Origin of the sequence: Corynebacterium pyruviciproducens ATCC BAA-1742, assembly GCF_000411375.1 — a bacterium.
In the GTDB taxonomy this organism is placed as follows: Bacteria; Actinomycetota; Actinomycetes; order Mycobacteriales; family Mycobacteriaceae; genus Corynebacterium; species Corynebacterium pyruviciproducens.
Genome location: NZ_KE150446.1, coordinates 394039 through 416477 on the forward strand (window position 1 = coordinate 394039; position 22439 = coordinate 416477).

Genomic DNA, 22439 nt, shown 5'->3' on the forward strand with positions numbered 1-22439 from the left:
AACCATCTCAAAACACAAGAATTTGCAGCATACAGCGCTAAAAATTATGCGCATGGTGTGTACAATCGGCCGAGAACTATTGTCCACCATGGAGGTATGTGTGTCTTTTAGACGAACACTGTCCATCGCTCTCGCCTTTATCGGCCTCTTGGTCGGTGCGGGCTTCGCCACCGGCCAGGAGGTGATCCAGTACTTCGTTGCCGCCGGGTCCAAGGGGCTCATCGGGGCCGCCGTCGCAGGTGCCATCATCGCCGGCGCGGGACTCGTTATCCTGCAGCTGGGAAGCTACTTCCAGGCAGACGAGCACAACAAGGTGTTCACGTCTATCTCGCACGCCGTGGTTGCTCGGTTCCTCGATATCGCGGTCATCATCACGCTGTTCGCTTTCGGGTTCGTCATGCTCGCTGGGGCCGGCTCCACGCTGACGCAACAGTTCGGCTGGCCCGCCTGGATCGGCTCGACTGTGATGTTGGGGTTGGTTCTCATCTCCGGCCTTCTGGACGTGGAAAAGATCACCGACGTCATCGGCGCACTCACGCCGCTTGTCATCATCATGGTCATAGTGGCTTTTGGCTATTCCATGACGCAGCTGCCCATCGATACGGAGGCTCTCAGCCAGGCCGCCGCTACTGCTGAGATGCCCGTCACCCCGTGGTGGCTGTCCGCGGTCAACTACGCCGGGCTCGCCCTCATCCTGGGCGTGTCCATGGTTCTCGTCATTGGCGGCAACTACCTCGACCCGCGTGAGGCGGGCGTCGGTGGCCTAGCCGGTGGCGTGGTGTACATGGTGCTGCTCCTCATGGCGGCCGTCTCCATTTACATCAACATTGATGACGTGGTGGGCGCGGATGTTCCCATGCTCGCCCTCTTCCAGCAAATGCAGGGATGGACCGGCTACATCATCGTGTTCATCGTTTTCGCGATGATTTACAACACGTGCATCGGCATGTTCTACGCCCTGGGCCGCAGGCTCGCGGCAGGCAAGCAGTCGAAGTTCCGGATGTACTTCACCATCACGGCGGTTGTCGGGTGGGCGGTGAGCTTCATCGGCTTCCAGGATCTCATGGGGGTTGTGTACCCGGCGCTCGGCTACCTCGGTGTGGTTCTGGTGTCCACCCTTGTCATCGCGTATTTGCGGGAGCGCCCGAAGATTTCAGCCGAATCGCAGCGGCGCGTGCGCATCCGTCAGCTGTTCTACAAGCACGAGCACCCGGACAAGGGCGACCTCACCGAGAAAGAGGAGCGCGAGCTCGCGACATTGGTGGAACAGTCTCCTGTGGAAAACGAGGACCTGCAGGATACCGTCACCGAGGAAGTAGTCCAGGCGCTGGATAGTGACTCGGATGTGGAATATTCAGCAGACGAAGAGGGGAAGAGAGCCTCCTTTGATGATATTTCCACCATCAACAACCGCGCAGGCACCAACTAACTCCTTACAGCCGCGATGAGCGCGCACACCGCGCACGCGCGCAACCAGCTGACGGCCTTCATTTCGAGGGCCGTTTTTTTAGACTTTCACCCCGCCGTCTGCCACAGTGAGAAAGGTGTAACCAAATTCGAGTGTGAGGTGAGCGATGCCTAGCGTGACAATTGCACAGACCGGAACGGTGTTTCCCGGGTCGGCGTTCTCGTCCCCCATCTATCGCATTCCCGCTCTGGGGGTGACTGCATCCGGGCGCATCCTCATCGCCTACGACGTGCGCGCGGATTGGCGCGATCTGCCGGCGGATTTCGATATTGCCGTGCGCCACAGCGACGACGGGGGCAAGACATGGTCCGCGCCCCGCGCCCTGCGTCGCCACGAGCCGGGCCATGGTTTCGGCGATGCATCGTTTATCTGCGCCCCCGACGGCACGGTATGGTGCTGGTATGTGGGATCAACAGGGGAGTCCTTCTTCAGCGCTTCCCCCGGTGGTCCGGGGCTTGAATTGTGGCTATCGTGCTCCACCGATAACGGTATTACGTGGCACCACAGGGATCTCAGCACTCTTCGCCCAGCCGAGGTGGGTGGCATGTTTGCCGCGTCCGGCAACGGTGTCGCCACCCCTGACGGCATCCTCGTGCAGCCCTTTGTTGCACGCGTGGAGGGCAAGAATTACGCGCTCAGCGCGCGCAGCGATGATGGCGGAAAGACGTGGCGCACCGGCGAACTCGTGGGGCCGGACTGTGACGAGAACAAGATCGTCTATCTGAACTCGGGGGAATTTCTCCTGCACGCCCGCGATACGCCGGTTCGCCGGCAAGCGCGTTCGGCCGACGGCCTGTCCTTTACCGCGCCGGTACCCATGCCTGGGCTTACGGATCCCGCCTGTAACGGGGGGCTGGCGTCCTGGGGTGATGTGCTCGTGGCCAGCATGTGCGACCATCCCTTAGAGAGGGGGAGGCTCAGCCTGCACTTTTCTCGCGACGAGGGTGCAACGTGGGGTCCTCCCGTGCTTATCGACGACGGGGCGACGGCGTACTCGGTCATCGCACCCATTGATGAAGACACGCTCGCGCTGGCCTGGGAGGCCGACGATTACGAGTCCATCCAGTTTGCCACCGTGTCACGAGGCGAAGAGATCACCGTTCGCCACGGCGCAGGAACGTGGGCGAAGCCGCCTGTGGTTAACCCTTCCGGAAAATAAATTCGTGGTCGTAGTGCTCGCCCACCTTGAACCGGTACTCGCCAGCCTTGTCAAAGCCGAAGCGGCGGTAAAACCGCTGGGCGGCAAAGTTGCGCGACCACACCCCGAGCCACACAGTGCGGCAGTGCTCATCCAGCCAATCCACGCCGAGGCGCATGAGCGTGCTTCCGGTTCCAGAGTTCTGGTAGTCACCGCGCAGGTATAGCCGCTTGATCTCGCCGTCGCCCTCCGCCACGTCCGGGTGCGGCAGCCCGCACGGCCCCATGAGCACGTATCCGATCGCCGTCCCGCCGTCCCAGGCAAGCCACGTGTGATGGTGGGGGCTGGTGAGAAGCTTGGTGAGAGCCTCAGTTGAGTAGTTGGTGAGGAACTCTGCCAGGTCCTCCGGGCGGTACAGGTGGCCAAACGTCTCGGTGAAGGTGTCGATGGACAGCTGCTGAAGCGCGTCCACGTCGTGGACCGTTGCTGGCCGAATGTCGATGTGTGCGTGGTTCATCATGTGCCTTTCTCACCAGGAGTTTGCGGTGGGTTTTGTTTGGCACGGTACTCTGCAGCCTCGGCGCGCGTGGCAGTCACCCGTTAAAATCCTTTCGCCGGCGTGTGTGCCGAATCCCGGTGTTCACGCGCCGGGGCGACCCCGGGGCAGCGCCATGGAAAGCCCACGCATCAGGCGGGGAAGTGTTGTGTTCTTCACCCCCGTAATGGTGGATTCTTTGTGTGACCTCTCCCACACGAATTACTGAACGGTACCGTCGCCTACGGTATCGTAGGTGGTCACTACCGTAGGTTAGCGTTTAGGCAGGAAGGAACCGCTAAAATCCGGTCTTCGGTGCGAAATCTTAGGGTGTAATCTTCGAAGCATTATTCATTTTTTAAGGAGAAACATTGTGACTCGCTGCACTCTCTTCGCACACCGCGGTTCTAAGACCCTCGCCCCGGAAAACACGCTCAGTGCATTCCAAGCCGCCCTCGATCACGGGATCAATTGGATTGAAACGGATGTCGATATCCTCGGCGATGGCACCCCCATCATCATGCATGACACGGCGCTCGATCGCACGACCAACCATCCGGGTAGCTACTACGACCTCACCGCGGAGGACCTCGACGATATCGACGCGGGCAGCTGGTTCTCCACGGATTTCGCCGGCGAAAAGGTGCCCACGTTTGCCGAGCTCATTCGGTTCATGAACGAACACGAACTCAACGCGAATATCGAGATCAAGTCGAACGAGCAGGGCAAGAAGCAAACCCTCACGCTTATTGATAACGTCATCGCGGAGCTGGAGCACCTTGACCCCGCCCGCAAGGTCATCGTGAGTTCGTTCAACCACGTGCTCCTGTCCATCTTTAAGCAGCGGGCACCGAAACTTCCCGTCGGCTGCCTGTACGAGACCGTGGCACTCTACGACGATTGGAAGTCCATGCTGGAACTCGTCGGTGCGGACTACATTCACCCGGAGGACTCGTACCTCACCAAACAGCGCGTCGACGCGTTCCACGCTGCCGGTTTTGGCATTAACGCGTGGACTGTGGATGACCCGGGCCGGGCGAACCAGCTGGCCAACTGGGGTGTTGATGGGGTGATCTCCAACTGCCCGGAGCGGTTGAAGGGCATCGCCGGTGCAGTGAGCGAGAAATAGAAACTCATCTTCATGTTTAATCCGTTCAGTAAGCACTCAGAGCTGCCCGTTTTCCTCCGCAAAGGCCGTATTGGTGGCTTCCTCACCATCGTCCTCGCCGGTCAGCTGACCTATTCTGCCTTTGAGGCGTTCAAGGGCTCCCTCATGATCCCACTGACCAACGCCCTGGGGATTGGCATCGACCAGTTCGGTATCCTCATGGGCTGGCTGGGGATCGCCATGTTCCTCTACCTGCCCGGCGGCTGGGTGAACAACCGTTTCACCATCCGCTCCATCCTCATCGTGTGGGCGGCGTGGCGCATGGTGACCGCGCTCATTCTCTTCCTCGTCCCGCACCTCAGCTTTTCCGTCATGGTGGCGATCGCGATTTCGTGGGGCGTGTGGGATGCCATCGGCTGGCCCGCCGTGGTCAACGGCGTGAGCTTCATGTCGCAGGACGCGAACAAGCAGGGCAGGGGCCTCGCCATGGGGCTTCTGGAATCCACCCGCCGCGCCGTGGAGTTCACCATGAACTTGATCGTCGTGGGGCTCCTCGCCGTGTTTGCTGAGCAGGCGAACACCGTCATGACGATCATGGGCGTGCTGTACTCGCTCATCATCATTCCGCTCATCTTCTGCATCTTGAAGTTCGTGCCCAAAAACGCGACGGCGAAGGCGGAGGATCCGGGGGATTCCGATAGCATCGCCGCGCTTAAAGGGCTCATCAAGGTGCTGCTGTTGCCGCGTGTGTGGCTCGCCGGCATCGCCGGGCTGTGCGTGTACTGGTGCTACGTCAACCTCATCTACTCGTCGGCCCCGTACCTGTCCCTGGTTTTCCACGCCACGGATGCCCAGTCCGGCGCCTTCGGCATCTTCAACACGGGTCTGGTTGGCATCTTCGCCGGGGTCATCTCCGGGTTGGTTGCGGATTACCTGTTTAATTCCTCCACCCGCATGATGGCCTTTGCCCTCGCGCTCACCGCCGTGGGAGTGGGGCTCGTGTACATCCTTCCGCAGGGAGGCAGCATCTGGGTGGCGATGGGGCTCCTCATCGTCATGGCCATGGGAATCTTCATGGGCAAGGCCGTGATCCTCGCGCCCATCGCCGAGCTGCACCTGCCCGAGGAGATCAATGGCTCCGCCATGGCCGTCGGCTCCTTCCTCGTCTACGCCTCGATCTTCTGGGCGAACCCGATGACCGCCGGGATTGTAGAGGCACACCGTGATAACCCGCACGTGGGGTACGAGCAAATCTTCCTCATCACCCTGTGTGTTGCGGTTGTTGGTGCCGTGTGCGCCCTGCTGTTGGATCGCATCAACGCTCGCGTCCTTACCCGTGAGCAGTCCGAGGGGCTTGTCGACGCCCCGGCCGACGCCCCCGTCACCCAGTAGCCGGTGTTACGGTGTCCCCTGCAAGAGGGACACAGCCCGGAACGCCCGCCCGCGCCTGCGCGGACGGGCTTTTGCCTTATTCGGCACGCGGCAGACGTGCCACTTGGCCGGATTACGCGGACGTCACAGGCCGGTTGCACACCCTCGGGGAACTGGAGCCGGGATGCCAGTGCCGAGCGGTCAGCTGCAAAGAGGTAGCCGACGCAACCAGAATCATGTCAACGCTATAAACTAGGTGCTTATGACCTACCAGGATACTGATCTCATGGACTACGACGAGGTGTTGGAGCGCTTCGACCCGGTGATGGGCCTCGAGGTGCACGTGGAGCTGCAGACGGAGACGAAGATGTTCTCCGCTAGCTCCACCGATTTCGGTGCACCGCCGAACTCTCACACGGACCCCACCTGCTTGGGGCTCCCCGGTGCATTGCCGGTAGTTAATGAGACGGGCGTTGAGTGGGCTATCAAGATCGGCCTCGCTCTCAACTGCAAGATTGCCGAGTACTCCCGCTTCGCCCGGAAGAACTACTTCTACCCGGACCAGCCGAAGAATTATCAGATTTCGCAGTACGACGAGCCCATCGCCTACGACGGCTACCTCGACGTGCAGCTCGACGACGGCACGACCTGGCGTGTGGAGATTGAACGAGCACACATGGAGGAGGACACTGCGAAGCTCACGCACATCGGCGGTGCCGATGGCCGCATTGCCGGTGCCACCCACTCGCTCGTCGACGTTAACCGCGCCGGTGTTCCCCTCATTGAGATCGTCACCAAGCCGATCGAGGGTGCCGGCAAGCGTGCCCCGGAGGTCGCGCGTTGCTACGTCGCCGCTCTCCGCGACCTGGTGAAGGCCCTCGGCGTGTCCGATGCCCGCATGGATCAGGGCTCGATGCGTTGCGACGCGAACCTGTCGCTCATGCGCAAAGGTGCCACCGAGTTCGGCACTCGCACGGAAACGAAGAACATTAACTCGGTGCGCTCCGTGGAGCAGGCCGTGCGCTACGAGATGATGCGCCAGGCGGCCGCCCTCGAGGCCGGCGAGGAGATCATTCAGGAAACCCGCCACTACCAGGAGACCGACGGCTCCACCAAGAAGGGGCGCCCGAAGGAGACGTCCTCCGATTACCGTTACTTCAACGATCCCGACCTGCCCCCGGTCATCGTGTCTAGGGAGCGTGTGGAGGAGATCCGCGCGACGCTTCCGGAGCTTCCGTGGGTGAAGCGGGACCGCTTGCAAAAGGAGTGGGGCGTATCCGACGCTGAAATGCGTGACCTGGTCAACGCCGGCGCGCTTGACCTCATCATCGCCACCACCGAGGCGGGCGCGAAGCCCGATGAGGCTCGCTCCTGGTGGACCTCCTACCTGGCACAGAAGGCCAAGGAGTCCGAGGTTGAGCTCGAGGACCTCGCAATCACCCCTGCACAGGTCGCCCGCGTGGCTGAGCTCGTGCGCGAGGACAAGCTCACCAACAAGCTGGGCCGTACCGCAATTGACGGCGTGCTGGCCGGTGAAGGCGACGTGGACGAGGTCGTCGACAAGCGCGGACTGGAAGTCGTGCGTGACGATGCCGCGATCGAGAAGGCCGTGGACGACGCCCTGGCTGCCAACCCGGACATCGTGGAGAAGTACCGTGCCGGAAACAAGAAGGTCACCGGTGCTATCGTCGGTGCCGTGATGAAGGCGACCCGAGGCAAAGCCGACCCGAAGACGGTGAACCAGCTCATTGCCAAGAAGCTGAGCTAACCCGTCGGACAGCAGCGTTCCCGTGAAGCTGCTCCGAACCGTCACTACCTGCCCCACGCCAAGGCGTGGGGCGTCTTTTTCGTGGGGCGTCTTTTCGTGGGGACATCTTGTTTGGGGCAGCTTGTGCATGGGGGAACTTTTGGCTGTGACTTTTTTGTAGGGAATGTGAGGTGTGAGCAGAATTTGGCTGCCACTTCGCATGCTTACAACGGCGATGCAGGTTATCCCGTGGTGTATACGAGGGCACGGCTTCCACGGGATGGCTATGAGGGGAGCGCGACTTTCTCCACGAGTATTACGTTTCGGTTCCAATTCGCTGGCAGCACGGTCAATCAGTCACATAGATGCAATGCGAGTGCATATTATTCAAAGCATAGGAACACCACAAAGGAGTAGCTATGTTGAAACGTGCACTAGGAATCTCGATGGCTTTCCTCGGTGTCCTGGTCGGGGCGGGCTTTGCGTCAGGCCAGGAAATTCTCCAGTACTTTGGCGCCTTTGGGCACATGGGCATCTGGGCAAGCATCATTTCGGGCCTCATCATGATGGTCACCGGCATGGTCACGCTACAGTTCGGGTCCTATTTCCAAAGCAAGGAACACATGCCGGTGGTGTCCTACATCGCCAGCCCAGTGCTGGCTAAGTTCTTCGATTACGCCATCATGCTCACATTGTTCGCCACCGGATTCGTCATGCTTGCCGGAGCCGGGAGCAACCTCAACCAGCAGTTCGGCATCCCCACCCTGGCCGGCTCGATCCTCATGGTGATCCTCGTCATCGCCGCCGGATTCCTTGATGTGGATAAAGTGTCCAACGTCATCGGCATGATCACTCCTTTCCTCCTCGTGTTCATGGTGATCATCTTCGCCCGCTACGCCACGCAGCCCACCGATACCTTCGCGGCGCTCGACGTTCAGGCGGAGCCAGTACAAGCGGGTCACCTCGTCCCCAACTGGTGGGTCTCCTCGGCAAACTACGTGGGAATGTGCCTCATGGTGGGGATTTCCATGGCGCTCATCATGGGTGGCAACAGCGCCGACCCCAAGGCCGCTGGGCTCGGCGGAATTATCGGCGGAGCGCTGTACGGGGTGTGCCTTGTGGGGCTTGTCCTCTCCCTGTACTTCAACATCGCAACGGTGGCGGACATTGATATGCCCACCCTCGCGCTCGTGTCACAAATCCACCCGGTGTTGGGTACCATCATGGCGGTGGTCATCTATGCGATGATCTTCAACACAGCCATCGCCATGTTTTATGCGCTGTCTAAACGGCTAAGTGCTGACAAGCCCGAGCGGTTCCGTCGCTACATGGTGGGGAGCACGCTCGTGGGATTCGTCTTCTCTTTCGTTCCTTTTTCCACGCTCGTGGCCTGGCTGTACCCCATCGTGGGCTACGTGGGGATCCTGCTTATTCTCACGCTCATCGTCTCGTGGGTGGCGACGCGTCCGGAAATCACTGAAGAATCCAGCAGGAGGGAAAAGATCCGAAGGCTGGTGGCCAGGCGCCTTGATCCGCGGCTCCGCTTCACGTCTAAGCAGCGCTGGAAGCTTCGCAGCGAGGTGCGGGAATCAAACGTAGAGTCGCGGGAACTTTTCCGCACCATCGAGGAGGAGGAAGCCGAGAGGCTGGATTCGGATGAAGAGGTGGAGTTTTCCGCAGAGGACTATTTCCGCGAACGGTACCCGGACGAGCAGGACGATAATGAGTCCCGCGGTTAGCGCCGAGAAGGCATGTCGCTGCCTAGCTCACGTGTGGCAAACATGCTGCCGCGACGATAGCTACACTCGGGATTATGTACACTCCACGATCAGATAGATACGATTCCATGGAGTACCGACGTGTAGGTGACTCCGGACTCTTCTTGCCCGCCATCTCCCTAGGATTTTGGCACAACTTTGGTGATGATAAGCCACTGGAAAACCAGCGGGCCATCATGCGTCGCGCTTTTGATCGCGGCGTGACGCATTTCGATCTGGCGAATAACTATGGCCCGCCAGCTGGTTCAGCCGAGCGCAACGTAGGAACCATCCTCAGGGAGGATTTCCGTGGGCTGCGCGACGAGTTGATCATCTCATCCAAGGCCGGTTGGCGGATGCAACCGGGGCCGTACGGCTTCGGCGGTAGTCGCAAGTACCTGATGGCTTCGCTCGATGCCTCGTTGGAGCACCTTGGACTCGACTATGTGGATATTTTTTATCACCACCGTCCGGACCCGGATACCCCGCTGGAGGAGACGATGTACGCACTGCGAGACATCGTAGCCTCGGGCAAGGCGCTCTACGTGGGCATTTCGTCCTATTCAGCCGATCTCACGGCGGAGGCTGCGGAGATCATGCGCGAGGAGGGCTGCCCGCTCCTTATCCATCAGCCGAGCTACTCCATTGTCAACCGGTGGGTGGAAGAACCCGATGATTCGGGGGATAACCTGCTCACTTCTGCTGCTGATAACGGCTTGGGGGTCATCGCTTTCTCGCCGCTTGCCCAGGGGCTCCTCACCGACCGCTACCTCGACGGCATCCCGGAAGGGTCTCGTGCAGCCAGCGATAAATCACTGAGCAAGGAGATGCTGAGCGACCGCAACCTGGGCATGGTGCGGGAGCTGAAGAAGCTTGCCGATTCGCGCGGCCAGACCGTTGCCCAACTGGCGCTAGCGTGGGTGCTTCGCCGGCAGGGCGAGTACGGCGAGAAAACTGTCACCAGCGCACTGGTGGGAGCCTCGTCGGTAGAGCAGCTCGATCAGAACCTCGACACGCTTGAGAATCTCGAATTCACCGATGATGAGCTTGCCACCATTGATCGCGTGACAAGCGATGCCGGAATCAACATTTGGGGTGCTGCGACCAGGTCGAAGCACGTCGGCGAGTAGCTTTTCGCTTGTCTTTCATCTACGTCCCTGCACGCTGAGTGGCGTGCAGGGACGTCGTGTGTGTGGGGGAGAGACCATGCGAGCTGACCTTGATTCCGCCCCATACTTCCGAGGTCGGCCACGAGCATGGGCTCACCTCCTACACGCCGATATAAAGCACGCCCGGGCGGAAAACGCCGGGCGTGCTTGTGACTGGGAATGTCAGGCTGGTGCGACTACATCAGGAGCACGCGGAAAGCCATGAACACCATGAACAGTCCAATCACGGTGTTGATGCCACGCCACACCTTGGTGCTGGACAGAGGCTTAGACAGTGCTGCGGCGCCGTAGCCGAAAGCTGGGAACCAGACGAGGGAAGCGGCGATGGTTCCCAGGAGGAACATCCATTTTCCTGCCCCGTAGCTGGCCGAGCTCGAACCGATCACCACGAAGAGATCCACCCACGCAGCGGGGTTAACCACGCTCACCATGAACGCCGCGAGCGCGGGACCTTTGATTTCTTCCGGAATGTGGACAGGGTGGGGACGGGTCTTTGTGATAACGGCGGATCCGCGGTGGGAAACGGCATCCTCGTCGCCAGCAACACCGGCTGTAACGGGAGAGTCTTCAACCCGTCGCCCGCCATCGTCATGGTGCTGAGGGGCAGCCTCTGTGGTTGTGTGAACGTCAATGGTCTTGGGGTGTACTGCATCTCTAAAACACGTGAAAGCGAACCACAGCAGGAAGAGGAACCCGCCGTAGCGAAGAACCTCGAGAACAATAGGTGCTTTCTCAAGGATCAAGCCGACCCCCACGCCACTGAGGACGAGGAGCGAGATATCGCAGAGCGCGCAGATAATAATCACGAGCGTGATGTGTTGGCGCCTAAGACCGTACTTCAAAATGAGCGCGTTCTGAGGCCCCAGTCCCAAGATGAGGGACAGATTAAAGATCAATCCAGCAAAGAAAACGTTCACGTCTCCATTGTGAACCCGGGGGGTGAATAAGTAAAATGATAAATTCTCGGGTATCATAAAAGTGTCTTAAGCGTACTGGAAGATGTGGTACTGGAGAAAATGAAACTTGAGCAAATGGAAACCCTCCTCGCGATCATCGACGAGGGAAGCTTCGAGCGTGCTGCTGCCGCACTAGGAATCAGCGCTCCCGCGGTGAGTCAGCGTATTAAGGCGCTAGAGCACTCCACGGGGAGAGTCCTTGTACGCAGGGAATCTCCTGTTACCGCAACTGAAGCTGGCGAGGTAATCGCACAGGCCGCGCGCCGGGTTGCGTTGTTGCAAGCCGAAACCGAAGCGGCCCTCGACCGCCGTCTCGCGAGCGTGCCACTAAACGTTGCCATCAACGCCGATTCGCTAGCTACCTGGTTCCCTCCGGTGCTCCGCGAAGTTGCCACGTGGGATTCTGCCTCGATCCTTATGCGGATTGAGGACGAGTCTCACTCGCTTGAGCTGCTGCGCAGCGGTGACTGCTTGGGCGCGGTGACCCGGGAATCCAAGCCGGTTTCCGGCTGTGACTCGGTGTTGCTTGGAACGCTGCACTACGTGGCGGTGGCCGCGCCGTGGCTGGTAGAGAAGTACACCCTCAATAAGCAGATTGATTGGGCGCGGATGCCGGCCTTACGTTTCGGCCCCCGCGATTATCTGCAAGACCGGGACCTTGTTGGAAGGCTTGATAATCCCCCGAAGCATCGTCGCGTGTCCATCGTCCCCTCAATGGGAGCGTTCCTCCAGTCGATTGAGGCCGGACTGGGATGGGCAATTGTAGTGGATACCCAGGCGAAGGAGCTGATCAGGCGGGGCGTTGCCGTGCAGCTGGATGACAAGATCGTGTCCACCGACTTGTATTGGCAGCATTGGCGGCTCGAGTCCCCTCTGCTTGAGCTTTTGACCAGCGCCGTAACCCGCGCGGCCCGCAAGAACATCCCCGCGCACTGCGCATTTTCTCAACCTCGGCGGTAGTTTTTGTGGCCCCGGCCACATGTTGAATGCTCCTCCTCAGCTATTGAGCTACAGATGGAGGAGCAGTCATCTTCCAGCGGCATACTGCAGTGGCTGAGCCATATCTCCTGCGCACATACTCCAACCACTAGGACAGTGAACTTTCGGCGGTCCCGCGCGCAACGGCGGTCCCGTACGTGACGTCGAGCCCGTGCGCAACGACGGGCTCGTTCGTGACGACGGTTCCGGGTACCACCGTTCTCACAGAGAGGTTGTGCCGTAGAGTACACAGTGCTGGCCGGGGAGCCTGGGCTCTAAAACTGTGCTTCGTTCCAGCCGAAGAACTCGGCTTGCCAAGGCTCCGGATTCTTCACGCGCTCTACCTCTGCGATCGGCCCGGGCAGTGTGGTTCCCGGGGCGAATGGAGAGCCGCCTAGTTTCTCGCGGCCGTGCGGGGTTACGAGCCCAGAAAGATCGGGTCCGACGGGAACGATCTGGGTGGGGTTAATTTCTTTGTGCACGTTGTAGTAGTGCTGTTTTATCTCAGTGAAATCGCACGTGTCGCCGAATCCGGGAGTCTGGAAGAGGTCGCGGAGGTAGCCCCACAGGCTGGGCATCTCTGTGATCTTGTTGCAGCTCGCCTTGAAGTGGGAGTGGTACACGGCGTCGAAGCGAATGAGTGTGGTGAACAGGCGCACGTCTGCCTCGGTGATGTGGTCACCCATGAGGTAGCGGGTGTGGGTGAGGCGCTCCTCGAGCCAATCGAGGGCAACCCACAGGCGGTCGTAAGCTTCCTCGTAGGCCTTTTGGGAGGTAGCGAAACCGCAGCGGTATACGCCGTTATTCACTTCGGTGAGAATCCGCTTCATAACTGGGCGCATATCCTCCCGCAATTCCTCGGGGTAGAGGTCCGGTGCTCCCTCACGGTGGAATTTTTTCCACTGCTCACCAAAGTCAATCGTGATGTCAGAGTACTTGTTGGTGACCACCTTGCCGGATTTTTCCTCGACGATCGCGGGAACGGTAATTCCGCGTGGGTAGTCAGGGAAGCGAGCGAAGTATGCATCCTGTAGACGAGGAATTTTGAGAACGGGGTCGACACCGTCGGGGTCAAGGTCGAATGTCCAGGACCGCTTATCGTGAGTGGGGCCGGCGAGCCCGAGGGAAATGACATCTTCGAGACCATAAATCCGGCGTGCGATGATGGTGCGGTGCGCCCACGGGCAGGCTCTCGCGGCAATGAGGCGGTAGCGATGCGGCTCTACGGGCCACCACATGGTGCCGTCGTCACGCTGCTGGGGGCCGCTTCCTGGCTCGACGGAGGGGACGATTCGGTCATCGATGTAATTGGTGTCCCGAACGAAAGCACCCGATTCATCATTCGTCCTGTTTTCTGCGTCTCCCGCCCAGTCTGCGCCCTTAGCCTTTGCGGCTGCAGCAGCATTTGCGTTGCTGGTGGTGTTCTCTGCCATGGTGGTCACTCCTTCAGTATTGTGTTTCCTTACCATTTAGTGTACATGTCAACAAAGGAGTTGGTGAGGTAGCGGCGCGCCGCAGGGGAAGAGCACCACCACGGGTGGAACTTCCCCTAGGCTGGTGACGTGGATACCAACGAGAAGAACACCAAACCTGATAAGGCATCAAGCGTCGACTTCGGTGCGGAAGTCCCTACTTACGATGCCTCCAAGGATGCACGAACAGAGGTTTTTTCAACCACTCCGAAGGCGGATGCCGTCGCTAGCGACTTGAAAACGGAGGTTTTTTCTACCCCCAATAAGTCTGGTCTCGCCGGACTGGCAGGAAGAGCAAAGCCTCAGGTAATCAGCCCGAAGCAGGATAGCGCTCAGACGGAAGTCTTGGATAGCACCGGCACGTCCTATGACGATGCCGATTTCGCTCCAACCGCGCAGACGGAGGCCGTATTCACGTCCCAGCCTGCTCAAGCGGATACAGAGACCCGTTTCTCGCCGGTGTCCTCATTTGCCGGAACTTCAGCAGCGGCCACTACCGTGTCACCAGGCGTGCCACTTGTGGGTGCTCCCGAGCCGGGTTACGCAACCGTGGCCGAAGCGCCTGGCGCAGATGCCGTCGCAGTGGAAGAACCCGAAGATCCCCGCAGGGGCACTATGGATTTCGGTCTGTTGCTGCTCAGAATCGTTCTTGGTGGCTACCTCATCTTTGAGGCTCTCAAGGTGTTCTTCAATCTTGGTGGTAGCGAGGGGCTCGCAGGGGTAAAGGAGGCCTTTGCTGCGTATGCGTACCCCACAGCCTTGGCGATTGTGGTTCCCACGTTGGCGCTGACAGCCGGAGTGTTTATTCTGCTCGGGTTGCTCACGCCTGTAGCAGCAGCGGTTGCAGTCATCGCGACCGGATTCGGTGCTCTCCATGCCCTGATTCAGTACGATACGACGAGCCTTTTTGCAGTGGATAACGCGGTTATTCTGGCTCTCATTCTGCTTGGTTTGGCGCTCGTCGTGCAGTTCACGGGGCCTGGCACGATTGCGTTGGACTTCTCGCGCAGCTGGGCGAAGCGCCCGCTCGCCTCGAGCTGGATTTGGTGCATCGTGGGTATCGTCGCCGCGGGGGCCATGTGGTGGTTCGGAACGGGGATCAACCCTCTGGGATAACACCACTGCGTAGCATCATTGGAAAACCGGCCCTGCGAGTTGTTTGCTCGCAGGGCCGGTTTTCTCTTTCGGCTGGGGTGACCGTTGCACACAGCCGAACAGATACAGCAACGATGTAGATGGCTGAACAGATAGCGGACTGGGCTACCGAGCTGATACGGGTGCAGGAGAGCTGAGGCGCTTACAAATAAGGGGATACAAAGCGAGCAAAGCGATGGCCAGCCACACGTAATCGGAGACGAGGAAGGTCTTCCACCAAGGCAGGGCATATATATCGATGGCGTCGCCGAACCACCACTTGGGAGGACGGGTGACCATGAGTACCGTCCACAGGGCCAAGGTCCCTCCGAACCATGCAGAACGGGGGCTCGAGGTGAACCACCTCCATGCGAACACGGGGACGATAAGTGCGACCCAAACCCAGTGGTGTGACCACGAGATCGGGGAGATCAGCAGCATGAGGATGCTGTTGACCAGCCAGGCATCCGTGTCAAAGCCGCGGCGTAAAAGCCACACCATGAGCCAACCGGCAAGGCCAATGGCAATGAACGAGGCGACGAGCCACACGATATTGACAAGCCCTGTATGCGCGTTGAGGGCATCCTCTGAGGTAAACCACCGCATAATCATTCCCTTGAGAGAGGAATTGGACTGGTAGGCGGTGTTGACGCCCATATTCTTTCCACCGCCGAGGCCAAGGAGGGTGGTGGAAAAATACTCCACCGTCACATCCCAGCGCACAACGGCCGCGAGGGCGGTGGCTGCGATAGCACTTCCGGCACTCACCGCGATCGCCTTGATGTCCTTCTTGAGCAGGAAGTAGTAGAGCATCACCAGGGGGGTGAGTTTGATGGCCACGGCTATGCCGATGAGCCACCCTTGGGGGAGGAATCGTCGGCGGGGGACCAGATCGAGCACCACCAGCCCCATAATGATGATGTTGATCTGCGCGAACGAGGAGTTAAGCACAACCGGCTCGAGGAGCATCGCAGCCGGCCAAACGATGGCGACGAGCGCGTGGCAGGCGCGCTCGGGGACGGCCGTGACCGTAGGATCGGGGGATCCCATCACCGCCCGCGTGACAAAGTGCAAGCAGGCGAGCAACAGAAGAGACGAGACCGCGATCATGATGTCGCCGGCGAGTTTCACGCTGAGGTGGGCCAGCGGAACCATGACCAGGGCACCAAACGGCGGGTAGATGAAAGGCAGCAGCACGGTTCCCACCTGCATGGGTTGCGAGTACACCTCGCCACCCTGAAGGAACGTCCGCACTCCTTCGAGGTAAATGGCCATGTCGATGGGCTCTTCGTTCATCCGAATTTGCTGCCATGTGACCGCCAACCCCATGACAAGTCCGACGACAGTGATCGCCGTCCAGATGGAATTACCACCGGTCCCGATGGAATTACCAACGGTCCCGACGGTGACTCCAGTGGTGCCACCATCTCGACTGATCGAGTTCGACGTGGGAACTGATTTACCACTCATACGCGCCTCCTTGTGGTGTTCCACTTTATAATCCCATACGCGTGCCAGCACACTGCGCACCACCTGCACAGTGATTCCCGAAAATTCCCCACTCGAAGAAAGCGGGGCCAACCCGAAATCGCGCGGTTGTTTCTGGCAGCTGAACAGAAAAATCCCGCGTCAGCATGCTGACGCGGGACACCCATCCGGTTCTCGCCGAGAAGCCGGCGGTTAGTTACAGAGCGCGGACCGCACCCTTATCGGCCGATGTGGCGAGATTGGCGTAGGCCTGGAGGGCCTTCGACACGACGCGGTTACGCTTCGGCGTCCACGGGGCATCGGAGTTCTCCATCGCCTGCCGCCGCCAGTTGAGCTCCTCTTCATCCACATCGAGAGTCAGAGTTCGATTGTGCACGGAGATAGAGATCGGGTCGCCATCCTCGATCAAACCGATGAGACCACCGTGGGCGGCCTCCGGAGAGATGTGACCGATAGACAGGCCCGAGGTTCCGCCGGAGAAGCGGCCATCGGTGATGAGCGCACAGGACTTGCCCAAACCTGCTCCCTTGAGGAAGCTCGTCGGGTGTAGCATCTCCTGCATGCCGGGGCCACCAGCAGGGCCTTCGTAGCGGATCACCACACAGTCACCGGGGGAGACCTCGTGGTTCAAGATCATTGACACGGCGGCCTCCTGGCTGTCCACCACGCGCGCCGGGCCGGTGAACTCCCACAGTTCTTCCTCCACGCCGGCGGATTTCAGGACGGCGCCGTCAGGAGCCAGGTTGCCGCGCAGGACGACAAGTCCGCCGTCCGAGGTGAACGGGTGGTCAACATCGTGGATGACGCCGGAAACAGGATCGGTATCCAGCTCGTCCCACGTTGCGGACTGTGAAAATGGTTGGGTCGAGCGGGTGCCACCGGGCGCCGCGTGGAACAGCTCGACGGCCTCGTCGCGGGCGTGTCCGCCACGGATGTCCCAGTCATTGAGCCAGGTGGAGAGGTCCTCGTAGGCGACCGAATGGACGTCGTCGTTGAGGAGTCCTGCGCGATGCAGCTCGCCAAGGATGGCGGGGATGCCACCGGCGCGGTGAACGTCTTCCACGTGCGCAGAGCCGTTAGGGGCGATCTTGGCGATGCAGGGGATGCGGTAGCTGAGCTCATCGATATCGTGGAGCGTGAAGTCCACCTCGCCCTCCTGGGCGGCGGCGAGGGTATGCAAAATCGTGTTGGACGAGCCACCCATCGCCATATCCAGGGCCATCGCGTTGCGGAACGCGTCGCGGGTGGCGATGGAGCGGGGGAGGACAGAATCGTCGCCCTCGTCGTAGAAGCGACGGCACAGTTCGACGACAGTGCGCCCGGCCTTGACAAAGAGGTCACGCCTAGCGGTGTGGGTAGCCAAGGTGGTGCCGTTGCCGGGAAGCGATAGACCCAGCGCCTCGGTGAGGCAGTTCATGGAGTTCGCGGTGAACATTCCCGAACACGACCCGCACGTGGGGCAGGCCGACTCGACGATGTTTTCCAGCTCATCGTCGGAGACATTGTCATCGGCGGAGTACTGGATGGCGTCGATCAAGTTGGAGTGGGACTTCGCCTGGCCATCGACAACGATCGCTTTGCCGGCCTCCATCGGGCCGCCCGAGACAAACACCGCGGGGATGTTGAGCCGCATTGCGGCGTTGAGCATACCGGGGGTGATCTTGTCGCAGTTGGAGATGCACACCATTGCGTCCGCGGTGTGGGCGTTGACCATGTATTCCACCGAATCGGCGATGATCTCGCGGCTGGGCAGGGAGTAAAGCATGCCACCGTGTCCCATGGCGATGCCGTCGTCCACGGCGATGGTGTTGAATTCCTTGGGCACTCCGCCCGCGGCGCGGACGGCCTCCGCGACGATCTCGCCCACGTTCTTTAGGTGCACGTGGCCGGGCACGAACTGCGTGTAGGAGTTCACGATGGCAATAATGGGTTTCCCGAAATCTTCCATGGCTGTGCCAGTTGCGCGCCATAGTGCACGCGCGCCGGCGGCCTGCCTGCCCATTGTTGTGACCCTAGACCATAGGTTCTTCATTGGCCTGAACTCCTCCTTTGTCCGTTATTCATGTGATGCTTGTCATGCCTTGGGTTTCCGCGGACGTACCGTTCGCGGGTGAACCACTTCCAGCGACGTGTGATGAGACACGGTCACTGTGTAGAGAAGTACCTTAGTCGCTGACGCCCAATAATTCCCATTTCACGGACACCTGTTTCCTATTATTTGAGAAACAGCTGGTAAATGTGGTCTATTTTCGGGCATACATTGAGCGAAGTGCCGACGCGTTGGGAGAGTGTGGTGGAGACGCTGTGCAGCTGCCTGTCGACAAGCTGGCGAGAAGTGCGAGAAGAAACGGTGACTTGATGTAGAACAACGACCAGTGGGCGTCGACAAGCGAAACCGACCACTTGGCGAGGAAGTGAGGGGGAGGGGGCCTGCGGAGGCTCGCCCTTAAGGGAGCCCGTAACTAACGGATCGGGCCCATCTTTGGCAGTCGGGACCTTCCTTGAAAAGTCGGGCCCGTGGCTAAGGGGTCGGGCCCGTACCTTGCGAATCGGGCCGACAGCAACTAGTGGTGCTTCTTGGTGCGGGAGGCCTCGATCTGGGCTTCGAGGCGGGCGGCTTCCTTCTTCTCTCGCTCGGCGGCCTCTTCCTTGGACACGAGGACCTGCCTGCCGTCCTTGGTGACGATGCGGACTTTGTCCTTGGCGGCCTCGTAGCCCTCGGTGTAGGCGTCGGGGACGTGGCCACCCGAGGCGGCGGCGAACTGGGGAATGCAATTGAATGTGACGGCGGGGAGGGCGAAATCGTGGCCGTCGTGGGCAACCGCGAAAGTCTTTGACTTTTCAAACCGGAGCTTGTCAAACTCCTCCCACGTCATGGACTGCGGCTTGCTAAAGGCGTAACGGGCGGCAATTCCTTTTGTGGGGTGGACCGTGGTGGAAGAACGCAGCGCCCACCATACGAGGACAGCGGGGATGACGAGGAAAATGTACACCCACAGGTCACGGCCTGCAGCGATGAAGGTGAAGAAGCAAAAGAAAGCGGCGGCTGCGAGGTGCCCCCTGGACGGGGTGAACCGGTGTGGTGCGGGATTCGTCGGTGCGTTCTGAGTAGGCATGGGGCTTATTCTATGGCATCGCCCCAGCGTGGCGGGCAGCAGGATATGGGGTCGGCGGTGGGTTGTCGGGCATCGTGGGCGAGGAAGGAAAAGCCAAGCTGAGGCGCGGTAATGTTTCACTATGTGGAACTCGTATCCCATTTTCGGGGGTATCGCGGTTGCGGTTGGTAGAACCCGGCTATAAAGTCATGAGCATGACAAATCTTCGACTTCTCGTGGTAGTGATTACCGGGCGGTGTAGACCGCAGGCGCTACCAACTTCGTTGTCGAGTTAAGCCCCATCAGGCTTAGTAGCCCCCGTCTTCGCACCGCACCACGGTTCCTGAAGGCGGGGGCGTTGTCATATCTGACATGGTTCACCTAACACCACGTCACGCCCCAACCACCGCGAACGCAGTGTCCACCACCCCGATGACACAGTCCGCAGACAAAAGCAACCAGAATTACCCGCACAGGCTCGAAGGGTCGCAAGCCCTAAGGGAAAGGAAAAAGTTGTGACGAATGGTCAAGCCCCAACTCCGTCCAGCCTGCCGCATAAATTGAAGAAATTTGTGGCAGGGAAGGAGGAAACCACAAAACCAGTAACCATGACCGGCGCTGAAGCCGTGGTGCGGTCCCTCGAAGAACTTGGAGTGGACACCATCTTCGGTATCCCGGGAGGTGCTGTCCTTCCCCTCTACGATCCGCTCTACAGCTCCACCTCGATCCGCCACATCCTGGTTCGCCACGAGCAGGGCGCCGGCCACGCAGCCGAGGGTTACGCCACGGCGAGCGGAAAGGTCGGCGTGTGCATCGCAACGTCCGGCCCCGGCGCAACCAACATCGTGACGGCGCTTGCCGACGCGAACCTCGACTCGGTTCCCATCGTCGCCATCACCGGCCAGGTGGGCACGGGGCTGTTGGGTACCGATGCCTTCCAGGAGGCCGATACCCGCGGCATCACGATGCCTGTGACAAAACACAACATGATGGCACAAAACGCTGAGGATATTCCCCGCCTGCTCGCCGAGGCGTTCCACATCGCGGCGAGCGGTCGACCCGGGCCCGTGCTGGTGGATATCCCCAAGGATGTCCAAAACGCCACCGTGGAATTCTCCTGGCCACCGCAGATGAACCTGCCCGGCTACCACCCCGTGACCGAGCCTCATAAGAGGCAGATCGCCGAGGCCGTGGAGCTCATCGCCCAGTCCTCGCAACCCGTGCTGTACATCGGTGGTGGCGTGATCAAGGCGAACGCCCACCGCCAGCTGCGGACATTTGCGGAGTACACCGGTATCCCCGTCGTCACCACCCTGATGGCGCTGGGATCCATGCCGAAGCACCACCCGTTGAACATGGGGATGCCCGGTATGCACGGCACAGTACCCGCCAACGCCGCCCTGCAGCGGTCGGATTTGATCGTGGCCATCGGCACACGGTTTGACGATCGTGTCACCGGCGATGTGGATTCCTTCGCCCCACACGCGAAGATTATCCACGCCGATATTGACCCGGCCGAAATCTCCAAGATCAAGGAGGTGGATGTCCCCATCGTGGGCGACGCCGCCCAGGTGCTCGATGCGTTGCTCGCCGCCTACAAGGGTGCCGGACATTCGGCTCTCCACGTGGAAAAGTGGATGACGTATCTCACCAACCTGCAGCGGAAATTCCCCCTCGGCTACGAGAAATCGGCCGCTGGCGAGCTCGATCCGCAGTTTGTTTTGGAGAAGATCGCCGAGGAAGTCGGCCCCGATGCCATCTATGCGGCGGGTGTGGGACAGCATCAGATGTGGTCCGCACAGTTCCTGGAGTTTGATAAGCCACGCACGTGGCTCAACTCCGGCGGGCTGGGAACCATGGGGTACTGTATCCCCGCTGCCCTCGGCGCGAAGGCCGCCTGCCCCGATAAAGAGGTATGGGCGATCGACGGCGACGGTTGCTTCCAGATGACCAACCAGGAGCTGGCGACGGCCGCCATCGAGGGGTTGCCCCTCAAGGTGGCGATCATCAACAACGGCAACCTGGGCATGGTGCGGCAGTGGCAGACGCTGTTCTACGAGGAGCGGTACTCCAACACCCACCTTGGTGATAAGGACTCGTACATCCCGGACTTCGTGCTTCTTGCGCAGGCGCTGGGGTGCGTGGGGCTACGGGTGGAGAAGGAAGAAGATGTCGCGCCGGCGCTGCGCAAGGCGCGTGAGATCACGGACCGCCCCGTGGTCATCGACTTCATCGTTTCCGAAAACGCGCAGGTGTGGCCGATGGTCGCTGCTGGTGCCTCCAACAGTGACATCGAGTACGCGCGTGGGTTGCGTCCGCTATTCGACGAAGACGCGGCCACCGCGCGGCTCACCGCTATTGACGCGGCTCTGGAGGCTCACAAATCGGAGCGGAATTCCGATCACTCGGACCAGGCCGCACCAGGTCCTGCCCCAAAGGTGAGGAATTTTGCCTACGATGAGGAGGAAAATAATGGCTAACCGCGAAAAATCCATGCATACGCTGTCCGTGCTCGTAGAAGATGTTGATGGCATCCTGTCTCGGGTTACTGGCATGTTCACCAGGCGTGGGTACAACATCCACTCCGTCAACACTGCCTCCACCGAAGAGCCCGGCTATAACCGCATCACCATCGTGGTGTGGGCGGACGACATCCACATCGAGCAGATCACCAAGCAGCTCAACAAGCTCATTAACGTGATCAAGGTGGTTCGGTTGGAAGAGGAAACCTCCATCTCGCGGGCTCTGCTCGTGGTCAAGGTGGCCGCGGATACCTCCAACCGGCCACAGGTGGTGGATGCGGCGAAGTTGTTCCGCGCCCGGGTCATCGACGTGGCGCGCGAATCCGTCATCATCGAGGCAACCGGCGGCGCCGCCAAGCTGCAGGCTCTCCTCGATGTGCTCGAGCCATTCGGCATTCTCGAGCTCATGCAATCTGGGGCAGTGGCCCTCGGTCGCGGGCCGAAGACGATGTTGCCACCGGCGTTGCACACTAAATAACACTCACTCACTACTACATACTG

The 22439-nt window shown here is 60.1% G+C and carries 17 protein-coding genes; 11 read left to right on the plus strand and 6 right to left on the minus strand.

Annotated elements, in window-relative coordinates; translation table 11 throughout:
- The first annotated feature begins 100 nt into the window (after positions 1-100).
- On the plus strand, positions 101-1429 hold the full coding sequence (locus tag HMPREF1219_RS01785; RefSeq protein ID WP_051120501.1) for a YkvI family membrane protein: 1329 nt from the start codon (positions 101-103) through the stop codon (positions 1427-1429).
- 145 nt (positions 1430-1574) lie between these two features.
- Complete coding sequence (locus tag HMPREF1219_RS01790; RefSeq protein ID WP_016457303.1) at positions 1575-2627, plus strand: sialidase family protein; 1053 nt, start codon at positions 1575-1577, stop codon at positions 2625-2627.
- Here HMPREF1219_RS01790 and HMPREF1219_RS01795 read toward each other — a convergent pair.
- Positions 2608-3126, minus strand: a complete 519-nt coding sequence (locus tag HMPREF1219_RS01795) for a GNAT family N-acetyltransferase (RefSeq protein ID WP_016457304.1) — start codon at positions 3124-3126, stop codon at positions 2608-2610. The two genes, HMPREF1219_RS01790 and HMPREF1219_RS01795, sit on opposite strands and share 20 nt — an antisense overlap.
- A 388-nt stretch (positions 3127-3514) precedes the next feature.
- Between HMPREF1219_RS01795 and HMPREF1219_RS01800 the strand changes: the two genes are divergently transcribed.
- From HMPREF1219_RS01800 to mgrA, 5 genes are all read left to right on the plus strand, one after another.
- The gene (locus HMPREF1219_RS01800; RefSeq protein ID WP_016457305.1) at positions 3515-4270 is read left to right on the plus strand and encodes a glycerophosphoryl diester phosphodiesterase; all 756 of its coding nucleotides are present in this window, start codon (positions 3515-3517) and stop codon (positions 4268-4270) included.
- Between the two features lie 12 nt (positions 4271-4282).
- Complete coding sequence (locus HMPREF1219_RS01805) at positions 4283-5641, plus strand: MFS transporter (RefSeq protein ID WP_016457306.1); 1359 nt, start codon at positions 4283-4285, stop codon at positions 5639-5641.
- Between the two features lie 241 nt (positions 5642-5882).
- Positions 5883-7388 carry an Asp-tRNA(Asn)/Glu-tRNA(Gln) amidotransferase subunit GatB gene (gatB, locus tag HMPREF1219_RS01810; RefSeq protein ID WP_016457307.1) on the plus strand — a complete coding sequence of 502 codons (1506 nt, stop codon included), beginning with the start codon at positions 5883-5885 and terminating at the stop codon, positions 7386-7388.
- 398 nt (positions 7389-7786) lie between these two features.
- Complete coding sequence (locus HMPREF1219_RS01815) at positions 7787-9106, plus strand: YkvI family membrane protein (protein ID WP_016457308.1); 1320 nt, start codon at positions 7787-7789, stop codon at positions 9104-9106.
- A gap of 74 nt (positions 9107-9180) precedes the next feature.
- The gene (gene mgrA, locus HMPREF1219_RS01820) at positions 9181-10254 is read left to right on the plus strand and encodes an L-glyceraldehyde 3-phosphate reductase (protein ID WP_040426758.1); all 1074 of its coding nucleotides are present in this window, start codon (positions 9181-9183) and stop codon (positions 10252-10254) included.
- A 215-nt stretch (positions 10255-10469) separates the two neighbouring features.
- Here mgrA and HMPREF1219_RS01825 read toward each other — a convergent pair whose 3' ends face one another.
- Positions 10470-11210 carry a LysE/ArgO family amino acid transporter gene (locus tag HMPREF1219_RS01825; protein WP_245554371.1) on the minus strand — a complete coding sequence of 247 codons (741 nt, stop codon included), beginning with the start codon at positions 11208-11210 and terminating at the stop codon, positions 10470-10472.
- A 99-nt stretch (positions 11211-11309) separates the two neighbouring features.
- Here HMPREF1219_RS01825 and HMPREF1219_RS01830 point away from each other — a divergent pair, with 99 nt between their 5' ends.
- Positions 11310-12209 (plus strand): LysR family transcriptional regulator ArgP, encoded by a 900-nt coding sequence (locus HMPREF1219_RS01830; RefSeq protein ID WP_016457311.1) that lies wholly within the window; start codon positions 11310-11312, stop codon positions 12207-12209.
- Positions 12210-12502: 293 nt separating this feature from the next.
- Here the strand turns inward: HMPREF1219_RS01830 and HMPREF1219_RS01835 are convergent, their stop codons facing one another.
- Complete coding sequence (locus HMPREF1219_RS01835; protein ID WP_016457312.1) at positions 12503-13660, minus strand: glutathione S-transferase family protein; 1158 nt, start codon at positions 13658-13660, stop codon at positions 12503-12505.
- Positions 13661-13789: 129 nt separating this feature from the next.
- Between HMPREF1219_RS01835 and HMPREF1219_RS01840 the strand changes: the two genes are divergently transcribed.
- Complete coding sequence (locus HMPREF1219_RS01840) at positions 13790-14815, plus strand: DoxX family protein (protein WP_016457313.1); 1026 nt, start codon at positions 13790-13792, stop codon at positions 14813-14815.
- Between the two features lie 144 nt (positions 14816-14959).
- On the opposite strand, the gene HMPREF1219_RS01845 is transcribed toward HMPREF1219_RS01840, so the two are convergent.
- The 3 genes from HMPREF1219_RS01845 to HMPREF1219_RS01855 form a co-directional block, all read right to left on the minus strand.
- Positions 14960-16303, minus strand: a complete 1344-nt coding sequence (locus HMPREF1219_RS01845; protein ID WP_016457314.1) for a glycosyltransferase family 87 protein — start codon at positions 16301-16303, stop codon at positions 14960-14962.
- A gap of 214 nt (positions 16304-16517) precedes the next feature.
- A complete protein-coding gene (gene ilvD, locus HMPREF1219_RS01850) occupies positions 16518-18353 on the minus strand; it encodes a dihydroxy-acid dehydratase (RefSeq protein ID WP_016457315.1) in 1836 nt (611 codons plus the stop codon).
- Between the two features lie 532 nt (positions 18354-18885).
- Positions 18886-19437 (minus strand): PH domain-containing protein, encoded by a 552-nt coding sequence (locus HMPREF1219_RS01855; protein WP_016457316.1) that lies wholly within the window; start codon positions 19435-19437, stop codon positions 18886-18888.
- 587 nt (positions 19438-20024) lie between these two features.
- On the opposite strand from HMPREF1219_RS01855, the gene HMPREF1219_RS01860 reads away from it, so the two are divergent.
- Together HMPREF1219_RS01860 and ilvN are read left to right on the plus strand one after the other, a co-directional pair.
- The gene (locus HMPREF1219_RS01860; protein ID WP_245554372.1) at positions 20025-21896 is read left to right on the plus strand and encodes an acetolactate synthase large subunit; all 1872 of its coding nucleotides are present in this window, start codon (positions 20025-20027) and stop codon (positions 21894-21896) included.
- The gene (gene ilvN / locus HMPREF1219_RS01865) at positions 21889-22416 is read left to right on the plus strand and encodes an acetolactate synthase small subunit (RefSeq protein WP_016457318.1); all 528 of its coding nucleotides are present in this window, start codon (positions 21889-21891) and stop codon (positions 22414-22416) included. The genes HMPREF1219_RS01860 and ilvN overlap by 8 nt, the downstream gene beginning before the upstream one ends.
- Positions 22417-22439: the final 23 nt, after the last annotated feature.

Bases quoted from the DNA above. Each gene is read 5' to 3' on its own strand.
- HMPREF1219_RS01790 (WP_016457303.1), top strand. From the start codon at position 1,575: ATGCCTAGCGTGACAATTGCACAGACCGGAACGGTGTTTCCCGGGTCG.
- HMPREF1219_RS01795 (WP_016457304.1), bottom strand. From the start codon at position 3,126: ATGATGAACCACGCACACATCGACATTCGGCCAGCAACGGTCCACGAC.
- HMPREF1219_RS01805 (WP_016457306.1), top strand. From the start codon at position 4,283: ATGTTTAATCCGTTCAGTAAGCACTCAGAGCTGCCCGTTTTCCTCCGC.
- gatB (WP_016457307.1), top strand. From the start codon at position 5,883: ATGACCTACCAGGATACTGATCTCATGGACTACGACGAGGTGTTGGAG.
- HMPREF1219_RS01815 (WP_016457308.1), top strand. From the start codon at position 7,787: ATGTTGAAACGTGCACTAGGAATCTCGATGGCTTTCCTCGGTGTCCTG.
- mgrA (WP_040426758.1), top strand. From the start codon at position 9,181: ATGTACACTCCACGATCAGATAGATACGATTCCATGGAGTACCGACGT.
- HMPREF1219_RS01830 (WP_016457311.1), top strand. From the start codon at position 11,310: ATGAAACTTGAGCAAATGGAAACCCTCCTCGCGATCATCGACGAGGGA.
- HMPREF1219_RS01835 (WP_016457312.1), bottom strand. From the start codon at position 13,660: ATGGCAGAGAACACCACCAGCAACGCAAATGCTGCTGCAGCCGCAAAG.
- HMPREF1219_RS01845 (WP_016457314.1), bottom strand. From the start codon at position 16,303: ATGAGTGGTAAATCAGTTCCCACGTCGAACTCGATCAGTCGAGATGGT.
- ilvD (WP_016457315.1), bottom strand. From the start codon at position 18,353: ATGAAGAACCTATGGTCTAGGGTCACAACAATGGGCAGGCAGGCCGCC.
- HMPREF1219_RS01855 (WP_016457316.1), bottom strand. From the start codon at position 19,437: ATGCCTACTCAGAACGCACCGACGAATCCCGCACCACACCGGTTCACC.
- HMPREF1219_RS01860 (WP_245554372.1), top strand. From the start codon at position 20,025: ATGACCGGCGCTGAAGCCGTGGTGCGGTCCCTCGAAGAACTTGGAGTG.
- ilvN (WP_016457318.1), top strand. From the start codon at position 21,889: ATGGCTAACCGCGAAAAATCCATGCATACGCTGTCCGTGCTCGTAGAA.